The organism is Bradyrhizobium stylosanthis, assembly GCF_001641335.1.
In the GTDB taxonomy this organism is placed as follows: domain Bacteria; phylum Pseudomonadota; class Alphaproteobacteria; order Rhizobiales; family Xanthobacteraceae; genus Bradyrhizobium; species Bradyrhizobium stylosanthis.
The window spans coordinates 921,493-939,363 of sequence record NZ_LVEM01000001.1 but is presented as its reverse complement, the minus strand read 5'-3'; the positions used below and the strand labels follow the sequence as shown (position 1 = coordinate 939,363).

Annotated in this window: 20 protein-coding genes; 7 read left to right on the top strand and 13 right to left on the bottom strand. The window is 64.8% G+C overall.

Going from position 1 to position 17,871, the window contains the following annotated elements:
- Positions 1-87: 87 nt before the first annotated feature.
- Positions 88-1,587: a bifunctional ADP-dependent NAD(P)H-hydrate dehydratase/NAD(P)H-hydrate epimerase gene (locus A7X65_RS04680; protein WP_063683136.1), complete on the bottom strand. Its 1,500-nt coding sequence runs from the start codon at positions 1,585-1,587 to the stop codon at positions 88-90.
- A gap of 381 nt (positions 1,588-1,968) precedes the next feature.
- Between A7X65_RS04680 and A7X65_RS04675 the strand changes: the two genes are divergently transcribed.
- Positions 1,969-2,307 (top strand): P-II family nitrogen regulator, encoded by a 339-nt coding sequence (locus A7X65_RS04675; RefSeq protein ID WP_007603495.1) that lies wholly within the window; start codon positions 1,969-1,971, stop codon positions 2,305-2,307.
- A gap of 150 nt (positions 2,308-2,457) precedes the next feature.
- Positions 2,458-3,867: a type I glutamate--ammonia ligase gene (gene glnA, locus A7X65_RS04670; RefSeq protein WP_063683135.1), complete on the top strand. Its 1,410-nt coding sequence runs from the start codon at positions 2,458-2,460 to the stop codon at positions 3,865-3,867.
- 156 nt (positions 3,868-4,023) lie between these two features.
- On the opposite strand, the gene A7X65_RS04665 is transcribed toward glnA, so the two are convergent.
- The 4 genes from A7X65_RS04665 to A7X65_RS04650 all read right to left on the bottom strand — a co-directional run bounded on the left by A7X65_RS04665 (position 4,024) and on the right by A7X65_RS04650 (position 7,806).
- On the bottom strand, positions 4,024-5,163 hold the full coding sequence (locus tag A7X65_RS04665) for an asparaginase (RefSeq protein ID WP_063683134.1): 1,140 nt from the start codon (positions 5,161-5,163) through the stop codon (positions 4,024-4,026).
- A gap of 81 nt (positions 5,164-5,244) precedes the next feature.
- Positions 5,245-6,006, bottom strand: a complete 762-nt coding sequence (locus tag A7X65_RS04660; RefSeq protein ID WP_063683133.1) for a slipin family protein — start codon at positions 6,004-6,006, stop codon at positions 5,245-5,247.
- Positions 6,003-7,385, bottom strand: a complete 1,383-nt coding sequence (locus A7X65_RS04655) for an NfeD family protein (RefSeq protein WP_063684798.1) — start codon at positions 7,383-7,385, stop codon at positions 6,003-6,005. Before A7X65_RS04655 ends, A7X65_RS04660 begins: the two co-directional genes overlap by 4 nt.
- Before the next feature lie 163 nt (positions 7,386-7,548).
- The gene (locus tag A7X65_RS04650; RefSeq protein ID WP_063683132.1) at positions 7,549-7,806 is read right to left on the bottom strand and encodes a tautomerase family protein; all 258 of its coding nucleotides are present in this window, start codon (positions 7,804-7,806) and stop codon (positions 7,549-7,551) included.
- A gap of 152 nt (positions 7,807-7,958) precedes the next feature.
- Here A7X65_RS04650 and A7X65_RS04645 point away from each other — a divergent pair, with 152 nt between their 5' ends.
- The 4 genes from A7X65_RS04645 to A7X65_RS04630 all read left to right on the top strand — a co-directional run bounded on the left by A7X65_RS04645 (position 7,959) and on the right by A7X65_RS04630 (position 11,235).
- A complete protein-coding gene (locus A7X65_RS04645) occupies positions 7,959-8,936 on the top strand; it encodes a GlxA family transcriptional regulator (RefSeq protein WP_063683131.1) in 978 nt (325 codons plus the stop codon).
- A 111-nt stretch (positions 8,937-9,047) separates the two neighbouring features.
- Complete coding sequence (locus A7X65_RS04640) at positions 9,048-9,518, top strand: hypothetical protein (RefSeq protein WP_063683130.1); 471 nt, start codon at positions 9,048-9,050, stop codon at positions 9,516-9,518.
- A 65-nt stretch (positions 9,519-9,583) separates the two neighbouring features.
- Positions 9,584-10,159, top strand: coding sequence for a DUF4291 domain-containing protein (locus tag A7X65_RS04635; RefSeq protein ID WP_063683129.1), 576 nt, complete (start codon positions 9,584-9,586; stop codon positions 10,157-10,159).
- Positions 10,160-10,431: 272 nt separating this feature from the next.
- Complete coding sequence (locus A7X65_RS04630; protein ID WP_063683128.1) at positions 10,432-11,235, top strand: adenylate/guanylate cyclase domain-containing protein; 804 nt, start codon at positions 10,432-10,434, stop codon at positions 11,233-11,235.
- A gap of 71 nt (positions 11,236-11,306) precedes the next feature.
- On the opposite strand, the gene A7X65_RS04625 is transcribed toward A7X65_RS04630, so the two are convergent.
- Together A7X65_RS04625 and A7X65_RS04620 are read right to left on the bottom strand one after the other, a co-directional pair.
- A complete protein-coding gene (locus tag A7X65_RS04625; RefSeq protein WP_063683127.1) occupies positions 11,307-12,080 on the bottom strand; it encodes a gamma-glutamyl-gamma-aminobutyrate hydrolase family protein in 774 nt (257 codons plus the stop codon).
- 89 nt (positions 12,081-12,169) lie between these two features.
- Complete coding sequence (locus A7X65_RS04620) at positions 12,170-12,898, bottom strand: hypothetical protein (RefSeq protein ID WP_063683126.1); 729 nt, start codon at positions 12,896-12,898, stop codon at positions 12,170-12,172.
- Between the two features lie 135 nt (positions 12,899-13,033).
- Here A7X65_RS04620 and A7X65_RS04615 point away from each other — a divergent pair, with 135 nt between their 5' ends.
- Positions 13,034-14,170 (top strand): AI-2E family transporter, encoded by a 1,137-nt coding sequence (locus A7X65_RS04615; RefSeq protein WP_063683125.1) that lies wholly within the window; start codon positions 13,034-13,036, stop codon positions 14,168-14,170.
- 6 nt (positions 14,171-14,176) lie between these two features.
- Here A7X65_RS04615 and A7X65_RS04610 read toward each other — a convergent pair whose 3' ends face one another.
- From A7X65_RS04610 to A7X65_RS04585, 6 genes are all read right to left on the bottom strand, one after another.
- Positions 14,177-14,473, bottom strand: coding sequence for an antibiotic biosynthesis monooxygenase family protein (locus tag A7X65_RS04610; RefSeq protein WP_063683124.1), 297 nt, complete (start codon positions 14,471-14,473; stop codon positions 14,177-14,179).
- 102 nt (positions 14,474-14,575) lie between these two features.
- On the bottom strand, positions 14,576-14,812 hold the full coding sequence (locus A7X65_RS04605) for a hypothetical protein (RefSeq protein ID WP_063683123.1): 237 nt from the start codon (positions 14,810-14,812) through the stop codon (positions 14,576-14,578).
- A 59-nt stretch (positions 14,813-14,871) separates the two neighbouring features.
- The gene (locus A7X65_RS04600) at positions 14,872-16,092 is read right to left on the bottom strand and encodes a GGDEF domain-containing protein (protein WP_063683122.1); all 1,221 of its coding nucleotides are present in this window, start codon (positions 16,090-16,092) and stop codon (positions 14,872-14,874) included.
- A 229-nt stretch (positions 16,093-16,321) separates the two neighbouring features.
- Entirely contained in the window at positions 16,322-16,801 is a 480-nt protein-coding gene (rpsI, locus tag A7X65_RS04595; RefSeq protein WP_018320095.1) for a 30S ribosomal protein S9, read from the bottom strand.
- Between the two features lies 1 nt (position 16,802).
- Positions 16,803-17,267, bottom strand: a complete 465-nt coding sequence (gene rplM, locus A7X65_RS04590; RefSeq protein ID WP_011087726.1) for a 50S ribosomal protein L13 — start codon at positions 17,265-17,267, stop codon at positions 16,803-16,805.
- A gap of 159 nt (positions 17,268-17,426) precedes the next feature.
- Entirely contained in the window at positions 17,427-17,855 is a 429-nt protein-coding gene (locus A7X65_RS04585) for a PaaI family thioesterase (protein ID WP_063683121.1), read from the bottom strand.
- Positions 17,856-17,871 lie beyond the last annotated feature (16 nt).

Genomic DNA, 17,871 nt, shown 5'->3' with positions numbered 1-17,871 from the left:
ATGGGTAGAGCGCAGCGAAACCCGCCGCCCCTCGCCGCGATTTGAGATGATGGGTTTCGCTGCGCTCTACCCATCCTACCTGGCGGCCTAGTACTCCACCCCCAGCGCATCGTAGATGCGCCGGTGCACGGCCGGCAGTGTCTCGGTCAGGTCCTCCGCAATCAGCCCCGGCCCGGCCTCGGTCGCGGCCTCGCCGTGCATCCAGACGCCGATGCTGGCGGCCTCGAACGCCGGAACGCCCTGCGCCAGGAGACCAGCGATGATGCCGGACAGCACGTCGCCGGCGCCGGCGGTGGCGAGCCAGGGCGGCGCGTTCGCGGCGATGGTGGTGCGGCCATCTGGCGCGGCGATGGTGGTATCCGGCCCCTTCAGGAGCACCACTGCGCCGGAGCGCTCGGCGGCAGCGCGCACGCGCTCGAGCTTGGAGCGGCCCGGATGCTTGTTGCTGAGGTCGGAGAACAGGCGCGGAAATTCGCCCTCGTGCGGCGTCAGCACCACCGCATTGTCCCCAGAGGATTTGATCGATTCGAACAGGCGCTCAGGATTTGCGGCAAAGCTCGTCAGCGCGTCCGCATCCAGCACCAGGTGCCGCTGCGCGGTGAGCGCGGTGTGGACCATGTCGCAGGTGCGATCGCCGACCCCGGTGCCGGGACCGATGATGCAGGTGTTGTAGCGCCTGTCGCCGAGCAGCTTGCCGAACTCGACCGCGGTATCGACGGGACGCACCATCACTGCGGTAAGCGCGGCGGCATTGATCGCGAGCGCATCGCGCGGGGTGGCGAGCGTCACCAGCCCGGCACCGGACCGCAGCGCGCCGCGCGCGGCAAGCCGCGCCGCGCCGGTCGCGGCCGCATCGCCGGAGACCGCGAGCACGTGTCCGCGCGCGTATTTGTGCCCGTCGATCAGCGGCACCGGAAACGCTGCGCCCCAGAAATCCGGATCGTTCTCGAATACCCCCGGCCTGATCTCCTCCAGCACCTGCGCGTCGATACCGATGTCGGCGACGCGAACGCGGCCGCAATGCATCCGGCCGGGCAGCAGCAAATGGGCCGGCTTCTTGCGGAAGAAGGTGACGGTCTCGGCGGCGTTGACCGCAACGCCCATCATTGCCGCGCTGGTGCCGTTGATGCCGCTCGGCAGGTCGACCGCGAGCACGGGCGCACCATTGGCATTGATCGCCTCGATCATCTCCCGCGCCTCGCCCTCGACGGGGCGGCCGAGGCCGGCGCCGAACAGCGCATCGATGATCAGCGCGGGCCTTCCGATCGCCTGAGGATTGAACGGCAGCACGGGATGCTTCCAGCCGCGCGCGGCGGAGGCCGCATCGCCCTGGAGCTGGTCGCGCTCGCACATCAGGATCACCGAGACCTCGCGCCCTTGCGCGGCGAGCTCGGCGGCTGCGACAAAACCGTCGCCGCCATTGTTGCCGGGGCCGGCCACGATCAGAATCGGCCCCTCCTCCACCAGCGCGTTGGCGGCCTCCGCGACCGCTTGCCCGGCGCTCAGCATCAGTTTGAAGCCGGGCGTGCCTGCCGCAATACTGAGCTGGTCCGCGCGCTGCATTTCAGCGTTGGTCAGTACTTCCATGCCACTTCCCTGGTCCAAACGCCTTTTCAACAGGCACGATCCGTGCCGACTGGGCTTACGGAACAACGATCTGCACAGATATTGAACCGTTTGCCTATTTCGTAGTCTGCGGTATTTTGAGCCGGTCGGCTCCACCTATCAGAGTTGCCAGTTAAAAGGCTGATAACGCTCCAATAATCAGGGCATTTGCAACTTGGCATAGACCCTGCTTTCGAGGAAGCCGCTTCGGTTTGTCGTGCTCGCTGGCATTTATCAGGGTGTGGCTGGCCGTCGTTGTCGGGCTGGTCAGGCATCCCGGCATACCGAAGACACGATCGTGCGTGAGATAAAGCGCATCCTGACGAAGACGTTGCTATTGATCGAAAGGCCGGGAGGCGCGCAGTGAAGAAAATTGAAGCCATCATCAAGCCGTTCAAGCTCGACGAGGTGAAGGAAGCGCTTCAGGAAGTCGGCCTTCAGGGCATCACCGTGACCGAGGCCAAGGGCTTCGGCCGGCAGAAGGGCCACGCCGAGCTTTACCGCGGCGCAGAATACATCGTCGACTTCCTGCCCAAGGTGAAGATCGAGATCGTGATCGGCGACGATCTGGTCGAGCGGGCGATCGACGCGATCCGCCGCGCCGCGCAAACCGGTCGCATCGGCGACGGCAAGATCTTCGTCTCCAACATCGAAGAGGCGATCCGCATCCGAACCGGCGAATCCGGGCTGGACGCTATCTGAGCCGGGTGCTATCCCGAATTTTGCGACACTCTGAAAGAAAAAAGGCTGCTTCGGCGGCCTGATTTCGTTTGTGCGGTTGCGCCAACTCGCCGAAAGCGAGAACGAATCTGCTCACCTGGAAACCGACCCGCAGAGCCAAAAGGGGTATGCATGAAGACCGCCAAAGACGTCCTGAAATCGATCAAGGACAACGACGTTAAGTACGTCGACCTGCGCTTCACCGATCCGCGCGGCAAGTGGCAGCACGTCACGTTCGACGTCAGCATGATCGATGAGGACATTTTCGCCGAAGGAACGATGTTCGACGGCTCCTCGATCGCTGGCTGGAAGGCGATCAACGAGTCCGACATGTGCCTGATGCCCGATCCGGTGACCGCGACGATCGACCCGTTCTTCGCCGAGACCACGATGGTCATCACCTGCGACGTGCTCGAGCCGACCACCGGCGAGCCCTACAACCGCGACCCCCGCGGCATCGCCAAGAAGGCGGAAGCCATGGTGAAGTCGATGGGCGTGGGCGACAGCGTGTTCGTCGGTCCCGAAGCCGAGTTCTTCGTATTCGACGACGTGCGCTATTCGGCCGAGCCCTACAAGACCGGCTTCCGGCTCGACTCGTCGGAGCTGCCCACCAACTCCGACACCGAGTATGAAGGCGGCAATCTCGGCCACCGCATCCGCACCAAGGGCGGCTACTTCCCGGTCCCGCCGCAGGACTCGGTGCAGGACATGCGCTCGGAGATGCTTGGCGCCATGGCCAAGATGGGCGTCAAGGTCGAGAAGCACCACCACGAGGTCGCGTCCGCCCAGCATGAGCTCGGCATGAAGTTCGACACGCTGACGCTGATGGCCGACCACATGCAGATCTACAAGTACTGCATCCACCAGGTCGCGCACATCTACGGCAAGACCGCCACCTTCATGCCGAAGCCGATCTACGGCGACAACGGCTCGGGCATGCACGTGCACCAGTCTATCTGGAAGGACGGCAAGCCGGTGTTCGCCGGCAACAAGTACGCCGACCTGTCGGAGACCTGCCTGCACTACATCGGCGGCATCATCAAGCACGCCAAGGCGATCAACGCCTTCACCAACCCGTCGACCAACTCCTACAAGCGTCTGGTCCCGGGCTATGAGGCCCCCGTGCTGCTCGCCTACTCCGCGCGCAACCGCTCGGCCTCCTGCCGCATCCCCTACACCGCTTCGCCGAAGGCCAAGCGTGTCGAGGTGCGCTTCCCCGATCCGATGGCCAACCCCTATCTCGGCTTCGCCGCGATGCTGATGGCCGGCCTCGACGGCATCAAGAACAAGATCGATCCGGGTCCGGCGATGGACAAGGACCTCTACGACCTGCCGAAGGAAGAGCTGAAGCAGATCCCGACCGTCTGCGGCTCGCTCCGCGAGGCGCTGGAAAATCTCGACAAGGACCGCGGCTTCCTCAAGAACGGCGGCGTGTTCGACGACGACTTCATCGACGCTTACATCGAGCTGAAGATGACCGAAGTCGCCCGCTTCGAGATGACCCCGCACCCGGTCGAGTTCGAGATGTACTATTCGAACTAAGCGTTCGAACAGGACGAGACAGGCAAAAGGCGCCCCGAAAGGGGCGCCTTTTCGCTTTGGGGGATCGTAGGATGGGTAGAGCCCTTGCGAAACCCATCATCTTGCGTCGCGCAAGGTCGATGGGTTTCGCTGCGCTCTACCCATCCTACTCAGCCCCTACCACGTCGCCGTGAACGCCTTCTGCAGATCGGCCGGCGCCGTGACGCCGCTCGCGATCAGCAATTGGGTGAGCACGCGCGCCTTCTGCGGATTGAGATCCTCCGACACGGCGAAGCCGTTCTTGTCGTCGTCGACCTCGACGTTCCGCGTGACGAAGCCGGATCGCACCCGCGTGGAGCGGACGACGACGATGCCCTTCTTCGCGGCGGCCTCGAGCGCGTCGAGCGCGGCCTTCGACGTGTTGCCGTCGCCGACGCCGGCCAGCACGATGCCCTTGGCGCCGTGCGAGATCGCATCCTCGATCGGAATGGCGTCCATGTTGGCGTGCGAGTAGACGATCGCGACGCGCGGCAATTGCTCGCCGGCCGGAAGCTGATAGGTCGCGCGCCTAAAGCCCGGAGCCTGCGCCATGAAGCGGATGCCGCCGGCGGTGTCGACATAACCGATCGGCCCGTCATTGGGCGAGCCGAAGGTCTCGATGCTCGTGGTGTTGGTCTTCGTCACCGAGCGTGCGCCCTGGATCTTGTCGTTCAGCACGGCCATCACGCCGCGGCCGCGCGCGCGCGGATCGGCGGCGACCTGGACCGCCTCGTAGAGATTGCCGGGGCCGTCCGCGCTCACCGCGGTGGCCGGCCGCATCGAGCCGACGATCACCACGGGCTTGTCGCCGCGTACCACATTGTCGAGGAAGAACGCGGTCTCCTCCAGCGTATCCGTGCCGTGGGTGATGATGATCCCATCGGCCTCGTTCTTGTCGAAGGCGTCCTGGATGCGGCGGGCCAGCGCGAACCAGACCTTGTCGTTCATGTCCTGGGATCCGATCGACGAGATCTGCTCGGCGTTGATCTTGGCGAGCTTGTCCAGGCCCGGCACCGACGCCATGAGCTGCTCGCCGGTGATCTGCCCGGATTTGTACGCGCCCGTCGCACGCGGGTCGGCCTGGCCGGCGATCGTGCCTCCCGTCGCGAGCACGAGAATGCGCGGCAGGCTGCCGGCCGAAGCGTCCTTGCCGGGCTCCGCAGCCTGGACTGCTGCCCCGCCCCCGCACGTCCAAAGTGTGAGGGCGAACAGGGGAATGGAGAGCATTGAAATCCAGCTTTGGCGGCGACCGGCTGCACTGGCGGTAGGCGTCATCATCGAATTGTCCTCCCGTTTAAGTAGGGATCGACATTCGATACGCCCATTGAGGCCGAAGATGGGTCGGCCTGCTGCCTGTCGCTATGGATTGTCTCGCCGCGGCATGAAATGGTCGAGCAAGCCCGTCGGCAGCGGAAACACGACGGTCGATGACCGTTCGCCCGCGATGTCGTGCAGAGCTGCGAAATAACGCAGCTGCATCGCCTGAGGCTCCTGCGCGAGAATCCGGCCGGCCTCGACGAGCTTTTCGGCGGCCTGCTGCTCGCCCATCGCATTGATCACCTTGGCCCGCCGCAACCGCTCAGCCTCGGCCTGCTTGGCAATCGCGCGAACCATGGTTTCGTTGATATCGACGTCCTTGATCTCGATGCCGGTGACCTTGATGCCCCAGACGTCGGTCTGCTTGTCCAGAATCTCCTGGATATCCGCGTTCAACCTGTCACGCTCGGCAAGCATCTCGTCGAGCTCGTGCTTGCCGAGCACCGAGCGCAGCGTGGTCTGGGCGAGCTGGCTGGTCGCGGCCATGTAATCGCCGACCTTGATGATGGCCCGTTCGGGGTCGACGATGCGGAAGTACAGAACGGCATTGACCTTGACCGAGACGTTGTCGCGCGAAATCACGTCCTGCGGCGGCACGACCTGCACCATCACCCGGAGGTCGACCTTGACGAGCTGCTGCACGACCGGAATGAGGAGGATGAGGCCCGGTCCTTTCACGCCGGTGAAGCGGCCGAGTGTAAAGATGACTCCGCGCTCATATTCGCGCAGGATTCGAATGGCCTGGGATAGAAACATGATGACAAGCAGCGCAAGCGCCGCATACGTCAGATATTCCAGCATCATGATGTGCCTCCCTCGCCGGTTCGGGCGGGTGTGCGCCGTATCAGCAGCGTCAGATCGACGACGTCGGCGATTTCGCCGGTCTCTCCGGGCTTGAACGTTTCGGCGCCGCGCGCCTGCCAGCGCTCACCATGGGCGAAGACGTGACCTTCGTTTCCGTTCCAGTCGAGAACCTTGGCGGGCAAGCCGCGCATGGCCTGCGCGCCGACCCGTGCAGGAGCCTTGCGGACGCGCCGGAGCGAACTGAGCACGACCAGGGCAAAGCCGGTGAACACGGCCGCTGCAATGCCGATCACCCACCACGACAGCTGGTAGCCGGGCGCCTCGCCCCTGAAGAGCATCATGGCTCCCAGCACGAAAGCGATGATCCCTCCGAGGCCGATCACCACTGTCGGGTTGAAGGCTTCGATGGTGAGAAGCACGAGTCCGACCAGCATCAGGGCGAGCCCGGCATAGTTGATGGGCAGCAGATTGAGCGCATAGAGGCCGATCAGCAGGCAGATCGCGCCGACGACGCCGGGGGCGACGGCACCGGGCGACATGAACTCGAAGATCAGGCCGTAGATGCCGACCATCAGGAGAATGAACGCCACGTTCGGATCGGTGATGACCGCCAGGAAGCGGGATATCCGTCCGGGGTCGACGGCTTCGACGACGGCATCCTTCGTCGCGAGGCGTTGCGTCTTACCGCCTGCAACCTCCACCACACGACCATCGAGCTGCCGCAGCAATTCAGCCTGGTCGCGCGCGACGAGCTCGATGGCATGAGCCTCGAGCGCACCGTTGGCGGAGAGCGTGGCAGCCTCACGGACTGCCTTCTCGGCCCAGTCCGCGTTCCGGTTGCGCAGCTCCGCGAGGCTGCGGATGAAGGCGACGGCATCATTCGTCACCTTCGCCGTCATCGCGTCCTTCGGCTCATCCTTCTTGTCTTTGCCATCCTTGTCGGGCGTGCCGCTCGGCAGCCCCGGCAGCGGCCCGCCAATCTGCACCGGCGTCGCGGCACCGATATTGGTGCCTGGCGCCATCGCCGCGATATGGGTCGCATAAAGGATATAGGTCCCGGCGCTCGCCGCGTGGGCGCCGGAAGGAGCAACGTAGCCGACGACAGGGATGGGCGAGGCAAGCACATCCGCAATGATCTCGCGCATGCTGGAATTGAGACCGCCAGGCGTGTTCATTCTCAGAAGCACGACCTCGGCACGCCGTTCGCTCGCCGTGGCCAAGGCCTCCTTCACGTAGCTGGCCGACGCAGGGCCAATGGCCCCGTCGATCGATACAATCAATGCAAAACGGCGTCCCTCCTCCGCCAGGCCGGGAAGGAGGCTGCAGATCAAAGCCGCGGCGCTGATCGCCGCAACGAGGGCCGCCTTCATGGTCTGCACGGCACGGGCTCCCTTGCAGAACATATGGTGCGCGTCTTTCGAACCTCAATGCGGTCGCGTGCACGCCGTTGTCGTTGTGCAATGCAATGGAGATCGCCCCGCAGGCAGATTGAGCACGGGGCGGACCATGCCTTCGGCCGATCCGCCCGCGCGCGATGTGCTGCTACGACCGCGAGACGCGCATGCCATCCGCGCCGATCGCCCCGAACGTGCCGGCGATGACGTCAGGCGTCGGCTGCATGCCGCCGAGCGACCAGTGCGAGGGCTCCTGCTCCTCGATCCTGACCCAGACGTTGCGGCGGAAGTCCGCATTGCCCTGCCCTTCGACCTCGACCATCAGGTCGGTGATCCGCTCGAGCAGCGACTTCTTCTGCGCGGCGTCGAGGATGCCGCGGACGGTGGAAATGGTGACGTAAGGCATGTCTTTCTCCAATCATGTCGGGTGACGACGCCGCGAATTTGCACCCGGGTTGCCCGGCAAGGCAGTGGCGGATAAGCCAGAGATCGGGCAATTTCAGCCACTCGGTCCACGCGGCCATCGGCTAGGATCATCGCGTCTGCCTGGAGGTCCCAATGAAGCTCGCCATTCTGGCGCTGGAAGGCTGCATGCATTCGGCGATCGCCGGCATCGCCGACGTCCTGTCGCTCGCCAACCACGTGATGCAGCAGAGCGGCGCAAAATCCCGCTTCGCCTGGCAGACGCTGTCGCTCGACGGCAAGGCCGTGCGCGCCGGCGGCGGCCAGATCGTCGCGGTCGATGGCGCGATCGGCAGACGCAGCAGCTTCGATGCGATCCTCGTCCCCGGCAATCTCGTCGATCACGTCACGGCCGCCCGGCTGCAACGGCAATATGCCCGCGCCGGGGCCTGGCTGCGGCAGCAGCACGCGAACGGCCGCCTGATCGGCGCCTTCTGCAGCGGCGTGTTCCTGCTCGCAGGCGCGGGCCTGCTCGACAACCGCCGCGCCACGATCACCTGGTGGCTGCAGGGCGAGCTGCGGCAGCGTCATCCCGCGATCGATCTCGCGCCAGACGCCGTCATCACCGCGACCGACCGCATCGTCTGCGCGGCCGGACCGATGTCGTGGGTCGACCTCCTGCTCCGCCTGATCGAGATGGTCGACGGCAAGGAGATCGCAAAACTGTGCGCGGACTACGTCGTCATCGACACCGCGCAGCGCACCCAGTCGATCTTCATGCCCGTCGGCTATCTGCTGTCGCAGGACCCGCTGCTGACCAGGGCGGACCTGCTGGTGCGCCGCGCCGGCAAGAGCCCGATGACGGTGAAGCGCCTCGCCGGCGCGCTCGGATTGAGCGAACGCACGCTGAACCGGAAGTTCCAGGAGCTCACGCACGAGCCGCCGCGAGCCTTCATCATGCGCCGCCGCGTCGAGCAGGCACGCACGCTGCTGGAGACGACGGCGCAACCGGTCAAGACCATCGCGCGCGCCGCCGGTTACGAGGACGAGAGCAGCTTTCGCAAGGCGTTCCGCAAGCTGACCCTGATGTCTCCGCAGGCGTATCGTGCACGGCGGATGGAGCGGACAGCGTGAGATCGGCCGGCACGCGCCACATCGTGCTCTCGCGATAGCGCCGGTTGCGTCTTCATTGCCATCGTTCTGAGGTTGTCCTAGAAAATTCCCGGACAGGCTTGGGGTCGAATCATGTGGGGACGCATCTTCGTAGTCATGACGCTTCTGGCCTGCGCAGGCTGCAATACGACCTCGCAGGAGTTATCGGCGGAGCAGCGGGAATCCGAACGCAGCAAGCTTGCCACCCACCTGCCCGACGACTACCGCGCGATACTCAAGCGCGAATTCGTGATGATGACGCAGGTCTACGGCCTCACGGGCATCCGGGAGGCGCAAATCTCCAATGCGCAGGCGCAATTCGGAAATCTCCTGGGAGGCGGCACAGTTGCCGCTGTCTGCGTGCGCTTCCGCTTCCGGGGGCGTAATGCCGACAAATACGCTGCGGAGCCAGCGGTCAACTGGTTCGCATTCACGCATCGTCAGCTCACAACCGACCTGCGCGCGCGCAAGGAAGTCGCCTTGATCAGTTGCAATTCCGATCGCGTCTACAGCCCTTTCCCGGAAATCGAGTTCGAGCGCCCGCTTCCGGCCACACCGAGTTAGCCTCCCGGCCGACGACGTCGGATTGATGCCGGCACCAACCATTGAGAACAAGCGCGCGACCGACCATGAATGATGTTCCCGAACGGCAGATCAGGGCCGTCTATGACGAACAAACGATACGGGTCTACCAGGCCTATGGCGACGAAATCGCGGATGCGGCCCTGGCACGAGGCACGTTCGTTTCTCCTCCCTTCAAGCTCAACCGCATGACGTGGATAAAGCCGTCCTTTCTCTGGATGATGTATCGCAGCGGCTGGAGCTACAAGGACGCGGGCCAGCGCCGGATCCTCGCGATAGACATCAGCCGCGAGGGATTTCACTGGGCCCTGGAAAATACCTGCCCCAGCAAACCCGATCCCACCATGAACGAGGAGGATTGGATCAGGCTGAAGACCAACTCGCCTGTGCGGATTCAGTGGGACCCGGAACGAGACCTTCATCTTCGACCGCTGCCCCACCGCGCCATTCAGATCGGGCTCGGTGAAGCGGCGGTGCCCCTCTATGCCAGCCAATGGATTCGGAAGATCACCGATGTCACGGACCTCGCCCGCACGATTCATGATCTGGTGAAGGAGAACAAGCTGGATCAGGCTGAAGCCGGACTGCCGCCTGAGCGCGCCTACGATGCGATCGTACCGTAGCGATGGCGTCGCGCCTCGGCGCCGTCAGCTTTCGTTCCGCATCTGACTCCACTTCGTTCTCAAAGAACAAATCAGAGCCGCGAAAATCGGGGCGGACTAATTCCTACTGATTGGTTTATCGCGTTTGAAATTCGGAGTGCGTTTTGAAGCATGGCGCAATCGCCCCGGCTTCTCACCGACGCGAGCCGCAGCCGCATATGTTTCGTTGCCGGTTTCCGGCCCGCGGACTAGAATGCAGAAGACCAATCTCGGGCGATCGGACGAGACGTTCGATGTCGGACCTCGCAGGCGATCAGGATCGCAATGCCTTCTGGCAGCAGATGCTGTCCGGCGAGCACCCTTCGCTCCGCCGCGGCCGCGCGGTGATGCGCATGCTGTCGCCGACGGCCGATAACCGCTGCCGGCTCTGCTGCGTGGGTTTCGACGGCTTCACCGCACCGGCCTTACGGCTTGCAGGCTTCCGGCCATGGCGCCGCAACCCGCATATCTGCGAGCAGTGCGAGGCGGTGCTCGCCAAGGAGCGCGGCGGCGCCGAGATCGAGATCGCGATGCTCTATGCCGACGTGCGGGGATCGACCCAACTCGCTGCGCGCATGGGCCCAACCGAGTTTGCCGCGCTCATGCAGCGCTTTTTCCGGGTGGCCACCGAGGTATTTGCCGAGACCGACGCCGTGGTCGACAAGATGGTCGGCGACGAGGTGATCGGAATTTTCCTGCCCGGCTTTTCAGGCAGCGACTATCGCCGGCACGCGGTCAAGGCCGGGCTCGCACTTCTGCGCGCGACCGGACATGACGATCCCGCGGGCCCCTGGCTTTCCATTGGCGTCGGCGTGCATGCGGGCAAGACGTTTGTCGGCTCGATCGGCGTGGAGGACGGCAACTACCAGTTTGCCGCGCTCGGAGACCCCATGAACTTCTGCGCGCGGCTGGTCGCTGCGGCCAAGGGCGGCGAGATGGTCATCAGTTCGGTGGTCCGGGAGGACGCACCGCCCGGCATTGCCGCCGAGCAGCGCAGCCTGCTTCTCAAGGGCTACGCCGACCCCGTCAATGCCTATGTCGCAAAGCTCACGCCTTGATGCGCGAGCCTGCGCTTGGTCCCGGCCCCGTGCAGCAGAACGTTGCAACGCGTCCGGGACGGAGCCTTGAGCTAAGCCGCCGTCCTCTGCCGCGCCACCAGCGCCTCGCCAAAGGCCTCGAACAGTTTTCGGTTGATCGGGTTGCGCTGCGGGTCGTACTCGGCGTGCCACTGCACACCGAGCGCAAAGGTCGGGGCCTCCGCGATGCGGATCGCCTCGATGGTGCCGTCCTCGGCGACGCCCTCGATCAGCACGCGCTTGCCGGGGTCGAGGATACCCTGGCCGTGCAGCGAATTGACCCTGATCTTCTCGCACCCCAGGAGCGTCGCGAATGCGCCGCCGGGCGTGAGGGCGACGTCATGACGGTCGGCGAACACCACGGTCGGATCGGGATGGATCTCGCCGTTCTCGAGCCGGGGCATGCGGTGGTTCATGCGGCCGGGAATTTCGCGGATTTCGGGATGCAGCGAGCCGCCGAAGGCGACGTTCATCTCCTGCAGGCCGCGGCAGATGCCGAACAGCGGGATGCCGCGGGCAACGCAGGCAAGCGAGAGCGCCAGCGCCACCTCGTCGCGATGGATGTCGTAGGGCTCGTGCTTCTCGCAGGGGTCGACGTTGAAACGGGTCGGATGCACGTTGGCACGAGCCCCGGTGAGGACGATGCCGTCGACCGTATCGAGCAGTGCGGCGATGTCGGTGATATCAGGGGAGCCCGCGAACATCACCGGCAAGCCGCCGGAGACCTCGGCCACGGCGCGCAAATTTCGCTCGCCGACCATCTGGACCTGAAATCGATTCTCGACGCGATGGGAATTCCCAATCACGCCGACGACCGGCTTTCTCATCTCCCGTTCCGACCTCCCCGCAACAAGATTCTCCAAAGATGCCCTTGGGATGGAACAAATTCAACTGAAGGGATCGCGGGACGGCAATGCTATTTTCGCGCAAATGCCTCCCGGGCCTCAATTGCCCCCGCCGCAGGCAGGCCGGCGGCCTTCAGGGCGGTCGCCGCGGGGTCGCCCGGCGTGGCCAGCCAGGGCAGTTTCGCATCAATTCCGCGCGTCACGGGCTCTCCGAGCACGCCCCCGAAATCGATCGGCCAGAACCCGTTGGGCACCACCTCGGCGGTGAGGCCGCGGATGGCGTAGCCATCGCCCAGGACCGCGTCCGCCTGGTCGCTGGCGACAAGACGCGCGCTCGCGGGGTCGGCGGGATCACCAAAGCTCACCAGCACCGGGATCAGGTCCCCCTGCACCGGGACAATGCCGGTCTGCCGGCTGATGTCGTTGAACGAGACGCGGTTGCCGCGCGCGGCACCGTAGGCGCGGAGCGCCACATAGTTGATGTCGTCGAGATCGAGCTTGTCGCCCTGCCGATGTGCCAGCAGCACCACCAGGTTCTTGCCCTTGCCGCGATCTTTGCCGCCGTCTTGGCCGAGGTCCACGAACACCGCCTCCCCGCGCATCGTGGTGCGGCCGCCGCGGTTGTAGTTGCGGTCGGGCACCACGGCGAGAATGCCTGATGCGGTCCTGATCCCGTCGGGCGTCGCCACCTCGACCGTCAGACGGTATTTGTGCCCGGGCCGGTTGATCCGGATCTGGTCCCCGATCACGAGCACGGCCAGAAGCCCGAGCAGACCGGCCCATTTGCTGATGAAACTCAAGCGCCCCCCACCTGTTCTTTCTCATCGCTCTGCACCGTTCGCGCTGCAGCGTCAAACCAGCGCGTTGACGCGGCCTTGATCGGAAGCGCGTTTGTCGAAAGAGTGCAGCGCGCGGTACGCTGAAAAGGACCCGATGTGAGCATTTCCAGAGATGAACGGCCCCGGACCCGCAGCGATCTTGCCTGGGCGATTTCGGTCGGCGGCATCGGTGTCGTCCTGTTCGCGGCCATGCTGGTCTTCACCTGGTATTTCGCGACGACCCTGCTGCTGATCTTCACCGGCATGCTGCTCGGCGTCGGCCTCAATGCGCTGACCATTGCGCTGGGGCGGCGCGTACATCTGCCCCACGCGGTACGGCTCGCGATCGTCTGCGTCGTGCTTGCGGTGCTGCTCGCCGGCGTCGCCTATCTCGGCGGCGCCACCATCGCGGAGCAGGCCTCGGTGCTGAGCAAGACCATCAAGTCGCAGATCAGCAACGTCCGGTCCTTCCTCGAGAGCCACGGCATCGACACCAGCGTCTTCGATCTCGGCAATGCCGCGCCCGCGGCATCCAGCGAGGACAGCACGGCGCCGGCCCCGAGCCCGGCCCCGCATGGCGGATTGCCGGGCGGCGCCGGCGCGCTCGCCTCGAGCGGCGGGGCGATCGTCAGTCAGACCTTCAAGGTGCTGTTCGGCGCGATCAGCGCCGTCGGCAACATCTTCATCGTGCTGTTCCTCGGGCTCGCCTTTGCCGCCCAGCCCGGCGTCTACCACGACGGCCTGCTGTTCCTCGCACCCGCCGGGCACCGCACTCGCGTCGCCCTGATCATCGACCGGATCGGCGAGACGCTGGAGCGCTGGCTGATCGCGCAGATCGTGGTGATGATCGCGGTCGGCGCCGTGACCTGGATCGGGCTTGCCATCATCGGCATTCCCGGCTCGTTCATCCTGGGGATTCAGGCCGGCCTGCTTGCTTTCATCCCGACCGTCGGCGCCATCATCGCCGGTGTGGTCGTGGTGCTGGCGAGCCTCGCCTCGGGTTGGATCCCGGCGCTGTCGGCGTTCCTGCTCTTCATGGGCGTGCATGCCATGGAGAGCTACGTGCTGACGCCGATCCTGCAGCGCCAGGCGCTCGACATCCCGCCGGCGACGCTGTTCGCGTTCCAGATCCTGCTTGGCGTGGTGTTCGGAATCTGGGGTCTCGCGCTGGCGCTCCCGCTGGTCGCCATCGCCAAGGTCATGATCGACCATTTCAAGACGTATGAGGCGCCGCCTCTGGCGGAGGCGGCGTGATCCCTCTTAGGTGGTCAGCACGGTCTCGGTGTGCTCGACCTCCGGGGGCGCGGCAAAATACTGGCCGACGAGGCCACGCCACTCGGTGAAATTCTCCGAGCCGCGGAAGTCGACGGTGTGGTTCTCCAGCGTTGCCCACTTCACCATCAGCCGGTAGCGCTGCGGCTTCTCGATCGACTTGTGCAGCTCGAAGCCATGAAAGCCCTTGGAACGGCCGAAGGCCGCCTTGGCCTTGGCGACGGCGGCTTCAAAATCCTTCTCGCTGCCCGGCTTGACGTCGATTTGCGCGATCTCGGTGACCATCGGTTTTCCACCCTTTGTTGTTCGATGGGCGTGTCTACCGCAGCCATGGACAAAGAAAAAGGCGCCGAAACGGCGCCCTGCCCGGCCCCAAATGCGTCCCTCTCAGGAGAACAGCAGCGCGGTGCCCAGGACGATCAGGGTGCAACCGATGAACAGCGCGACCGGCCAGTAGCTGCGTCCCTGCGTGTAGCGTCCCTGGGCGCGGCGCTCGGTGATCAGCGCGGTCTCGTATTCCTCCGCTGTCGAGAACAGGCAGGCAAAGCCGCTCCGCGCCGACGCCGCGTGGGCTTCGAGCGACATCAGGGCGGCCTGCGGGGTCTGTCGACGGATCGATTCCATGACCGCAATGGTAGGGATCGAATGGTAAACAGCGGCTTACCGCAGGGCCGCCCTTGGGTTCACGCCGTGACCGGACGCGCCTGCGGCGCACCGACCCGCGCCGCGCTCTGGCGGCGCCAGTTCTCCAGCGACAGCGGCAGCTCCTCCGCCGCCTCGACGCGGTTACGGCCGCCGCGCTTGGCCTGGTAGAGCGCGGTGTCGGCCGAGGCCAGCAGCACCTCGAGCTCGGTGCCGGCAGGACCGCCGGCGACGCCGATGCTGACGGTGGTGTCGACCGGGCCTTCGTCAACCACGACGCCGGAGGTCTCGAAGGCTTCGCGCACGCGCTCGGCCACCAGCACACCCTCCTCCAGCGAGCACGGCAGCAAAGCCGCGAACTCCTCGCCGCCGATGCGGCCCGAGAGGTCGGAGATGCGCAAATTGTTGACGACGACCGTCGAGAACAGCCTCAGCATCTCGTCGCCGGCGGGATGACCGAAGCGGTCGTTGATCGACTTGAAGTGGTCGATGTCGAAGATCATCACGGTGACGGGACGTCCGGCCTTGGCCTCGCGATCGATCACGCGGCCGCAGGCTTCGGAGAAGCCGCGTCGGTTCAGCATGCCGGTGAGCGGATCGGTCGACGCCGCGGTCCGGTGCGCAGTGACGGTGCGTTCGGACACCAGCATGAAGATCACGAACACGGTGCCGACGGCATAGAGCACGATCTCGACCGCGAACACGGTGACCCAGATGCTGGAGGAGAAGCCGGCGTCGTGCGGACGCAGGAAGCTGCCGATCAGGATCGGCAGCATCAGGACGCAGCCGTGCATCACCGGCACGACGAAGGCTGGCCAGCGCCGCTGCAGGCTCTTGCGCCGCTCGACCCAGAGCTCGCTCGCGGTCAGCGCCGCATACACCGAGACGATGCCCGCGCCGATGATCATGCGCAGCATGGACGCCGCCGGATCGAGCAGCGAGACGGCGGCGACCCAGGCGAGCGCGCCGAGCACGAGACCGGGCCAGTTCGGCTTGCGGCCGTGGAAGACGCGCGCCGCATTCCACACCATGCCGCAGGCCACGAAGCCGACGGCATTTAACGCGAGGTAGAGATGCGGGCCGAGCTTGTCGCCGGCCGCCGTCCACAACGCGACGGAGGTCGCACCGAGCAGATAGGCGGTGCCCCACCATTTCAGCGCAGGACTGTTTTCCTGCTTGCCGAAGAACACCATCATGGCGCCGAGCAATGCGGCAACCATGGTGGCAACCAAATAGAGCGTGATGCTATCGAGCGACATCATGTCGGCCCCCTTGAAAACATAGCAGTTACGCGATCGGCACATCCGATTTGCGCGCCCTTCCGAATGCGACGCTATGTCCCGCGGGTTCCATTCAGGTTTTCGCGCAGCCCCAACTTTTCCAGAAACTCGTCGTCAATTTGCATACAAACGAACAACAAAAAGGGCGCTGAAATCAGCGCCCTTTTGCATCTCATTGAAGCCGCTTTCGCGGCGAATGCGACCGAAGCGATTAACGCTTCGAGAACTGGAAGGACCGGCGGGCCTTGGCCTTGCCGTACTTCTTACGCTCGACCACGCGCGAGTCGCGGGTGAGGAAGCCGCCCTTCTTGAGCACGGAGCGCAGCTCCGGCTCGAAATAGGTGAGCGCCTTGGAGATGCCGTGACGGACCGCGCCGGCCTGGCCGGACAGACCGCCGCCGGCGACCGTGCAGATCACGTCGTACTGGCCCGAACGCTGGGCCACCGAGAACGGCTGCTCGATCATCATGCGCAGCACGGGACGGGCGAAATAGACCTCGACCTCGCGCGAGTTCACGGTGACCTTGCCGGCGCCCGGCTTGATCCACACGCGGGCGACCGCGTCCTTGCGCTTGCCGGTGGCATAGGCGCGGTTGAACTTGTCGACCTTCTTCTCGTGCTTGGGCGCATCGGGCGCCGCCGCAGTCTTGAGCTGCGAGAGCTGGTCGAGCGACTGGATGGATTCGGCCATGTTATGCGGCCCTCGTGTTCTTGCGGTTCAACTTGGCGATGTCGATCTTCTCGGGCTGCTGCGCCTCGTGCGGATGATCGGCGCCGCCGTAGACACGGAGGTTGCCCATCTGCACGCGACCGAGCGGACCACGGGGGATCATGCGCTCGACGGCCTTCTCGAGCACGCGCTCGGGGTGCTTGCCCTCGAGAATCTGGCGCGCGGTGCGCTCCTTGACGTGACCGACGTAGCCGGTGTGCTTGTAATAGGTCTTCTGCTCGCGCTTGCGACCGGTGAGGACCGCATGCTGCGCGTTGATGATGATGACGTTGTCGCCGCAATCAACGTGCGGGGTGTAGGTCGGGAGGTGCTTGCCGCGCAGGCGCATGGCAACGATGGTGGCGAGACGGCCGACGACCAGACCCTTGGCGTCGATCAGCACCCACTTCTTCGTCACCTCAGCCGGCTTTGCCGAAAAGGTTTTCATGTCAGAGTTTCCGTGGACGGGGAGCATCGGCGCGAACAACCGCACCGGACTGCCCGGGTTTCTAGAGAAACGCCGCGCAACGGTCAATGCCCGATGACGCAAATTACTGAAGCAAAATCAATGGTTTAAAAATACGGTGCTATATTACCTGCGAAAAGCTCAAACATTTGGAATGGAATAGGTCGAGGTGACATGGGCGATCGGGTCGGGTGAAGTCCCGGACAGGAGGTTTACCTCCCCCACCGCCAGGCGCTTGCCGAGCTTGAGTAGCCGCGCCTCGGCCAGCACGTCCTGCCCGGGCTGGCCCTTGCGCAGGAAGTTGATGTTCAGATTGGTGGTGACCGCGAGCCCGACCGGGCCGATGGCGGACAGGAGCACCACGTACATCGCGAAATCGGCGAGCGCCATCAGCGTCGGGCCGGAGACCGTTCCACCCGGCCGCAGCATCCTTTCACTGAAACGCTGGCGCAAAAGGCAGGTCTGGCCGTCCGCGCTCTCGATCGTGATGTCGTCGCCGCTGAAGGCCTGGGGGAACTCGTCGCGCAGAAACTGCTCGACCTCGGCCACGCTCATTTTCGCTAACGCCATGCTGTTCCCCACCCTC

Bases quoted from the DNA above. Each gene is read 5' to 3' on its own strand.
- A7X65_RS04680 (WP_063683136.1), bottom strand. From the start codon at position 1,587: ATGGAAGTACTGACCAACGCTGAAATGCAGCGCGCGGACCAGCTCAGT.
- glnA (WP_063683135.1), top strand. From the start codon at position 2,458: ATGAAGACCGCCAAAGACGTCCTGAAATCGATCAAGGACAACGACGTT.
- A7X65_RS04665 (WP_063683134.1), bottom strand. From the start codon at position 5,163: ATGATGACGCCTACCGCCAGTGCAGCCGGTCGCCGCCAAAGCTGGATT.
- A7X65_RS04660 (WP_063683133.1), bottom strand. From the start codon at position 6,006: ATGATGCTGGAATATCTGACGTATGCGGCGCTTGCGCTGCTTGTCATC.
- A7X65_RS04650 (WP_063683132.1), bottom strand. From the start codon at position 7,806: ATGCCTTACGTCACCATTTCCACCGTCCGCGGCATCCTCGACGCCGCG.
- A7X65_RS04645 (WP_063683131.1), top strand. From the start codon at position 7,959: ATGAAGCTCGCCATTCTGGCGCTGGAAGGCTGCATGCATTCGGCGATC.
- A7X65_RS04640 (WP_063683130.1), top strand. From the start codon at position 9,048: ATGTGGGGACGCATCTTCGTAGTCATGACGCTTCTGGCCTGCGCAGGC.
- A7X65_RS04635 (WP_063683129.1), top strand. From the start codon at position 9,584: ATGAATGATGTTCCCGAACGGCAGATCAGGGCCGTCTATGACGAACAA.
- A7X65_RS04630 (WP_063683128.1), top strand. From the start codon at position 10,432: ATGTCGGACCTCGCAGGCGATCAGGATCGCAATGCCTTCTGGCAGCAG.
- A7X65_RS04625 (WP_063683127.1), bottom strand. From the start codon at position 12,080: ATGAGAAAGCCGGTCGTCGGCGTGATTGGGAATTCCCATCGCGTCGAG.
- A7X65_RS04610 (WP_063683124.1), bottom strand. From the start codon at position 14,473: ATGGTCACCGAGATCGCGCAAATCGACGTCAAGCCGGGCAGCGAGAAG.
- A7X65_RS04605 (WP_063683123.1), bottom strand. From the start codon at position 14,812: ATGGAATCGATCCGTCGACAGACCCCGCAGGCCGCCCTGATGTCGCTC.
- A7X65_RS04600 (WP_063683122.1), bottom strand. From the start codon at position 16,092: ATGATGTCGCTCGATAGCATCACGCTCTATTTGGTTGCCACCATGGTT.
- rpsI (WP_018320095.1), bottom strand. From the start codon at position 16,801: ATGGCCGAATCCATCCAGTCGCTCGACCAGCTCTCGCAGCTCAAGACT.
- rplM (WP_011087726.1), bottom strand. From the start codon at position 17,267: ATGAAAACCTTTTCGGCAAAGCCGGCTGAGGTGACGAAGAAGTGGGTG.
- A7X65_RS04585 (WP_063683121.1), bottom strand. From the start codon at position 17,855: ATGGCGTTAGCGAAAATGAGCGTGGCCGAGGTCGAGCAGTTTCTGCGC.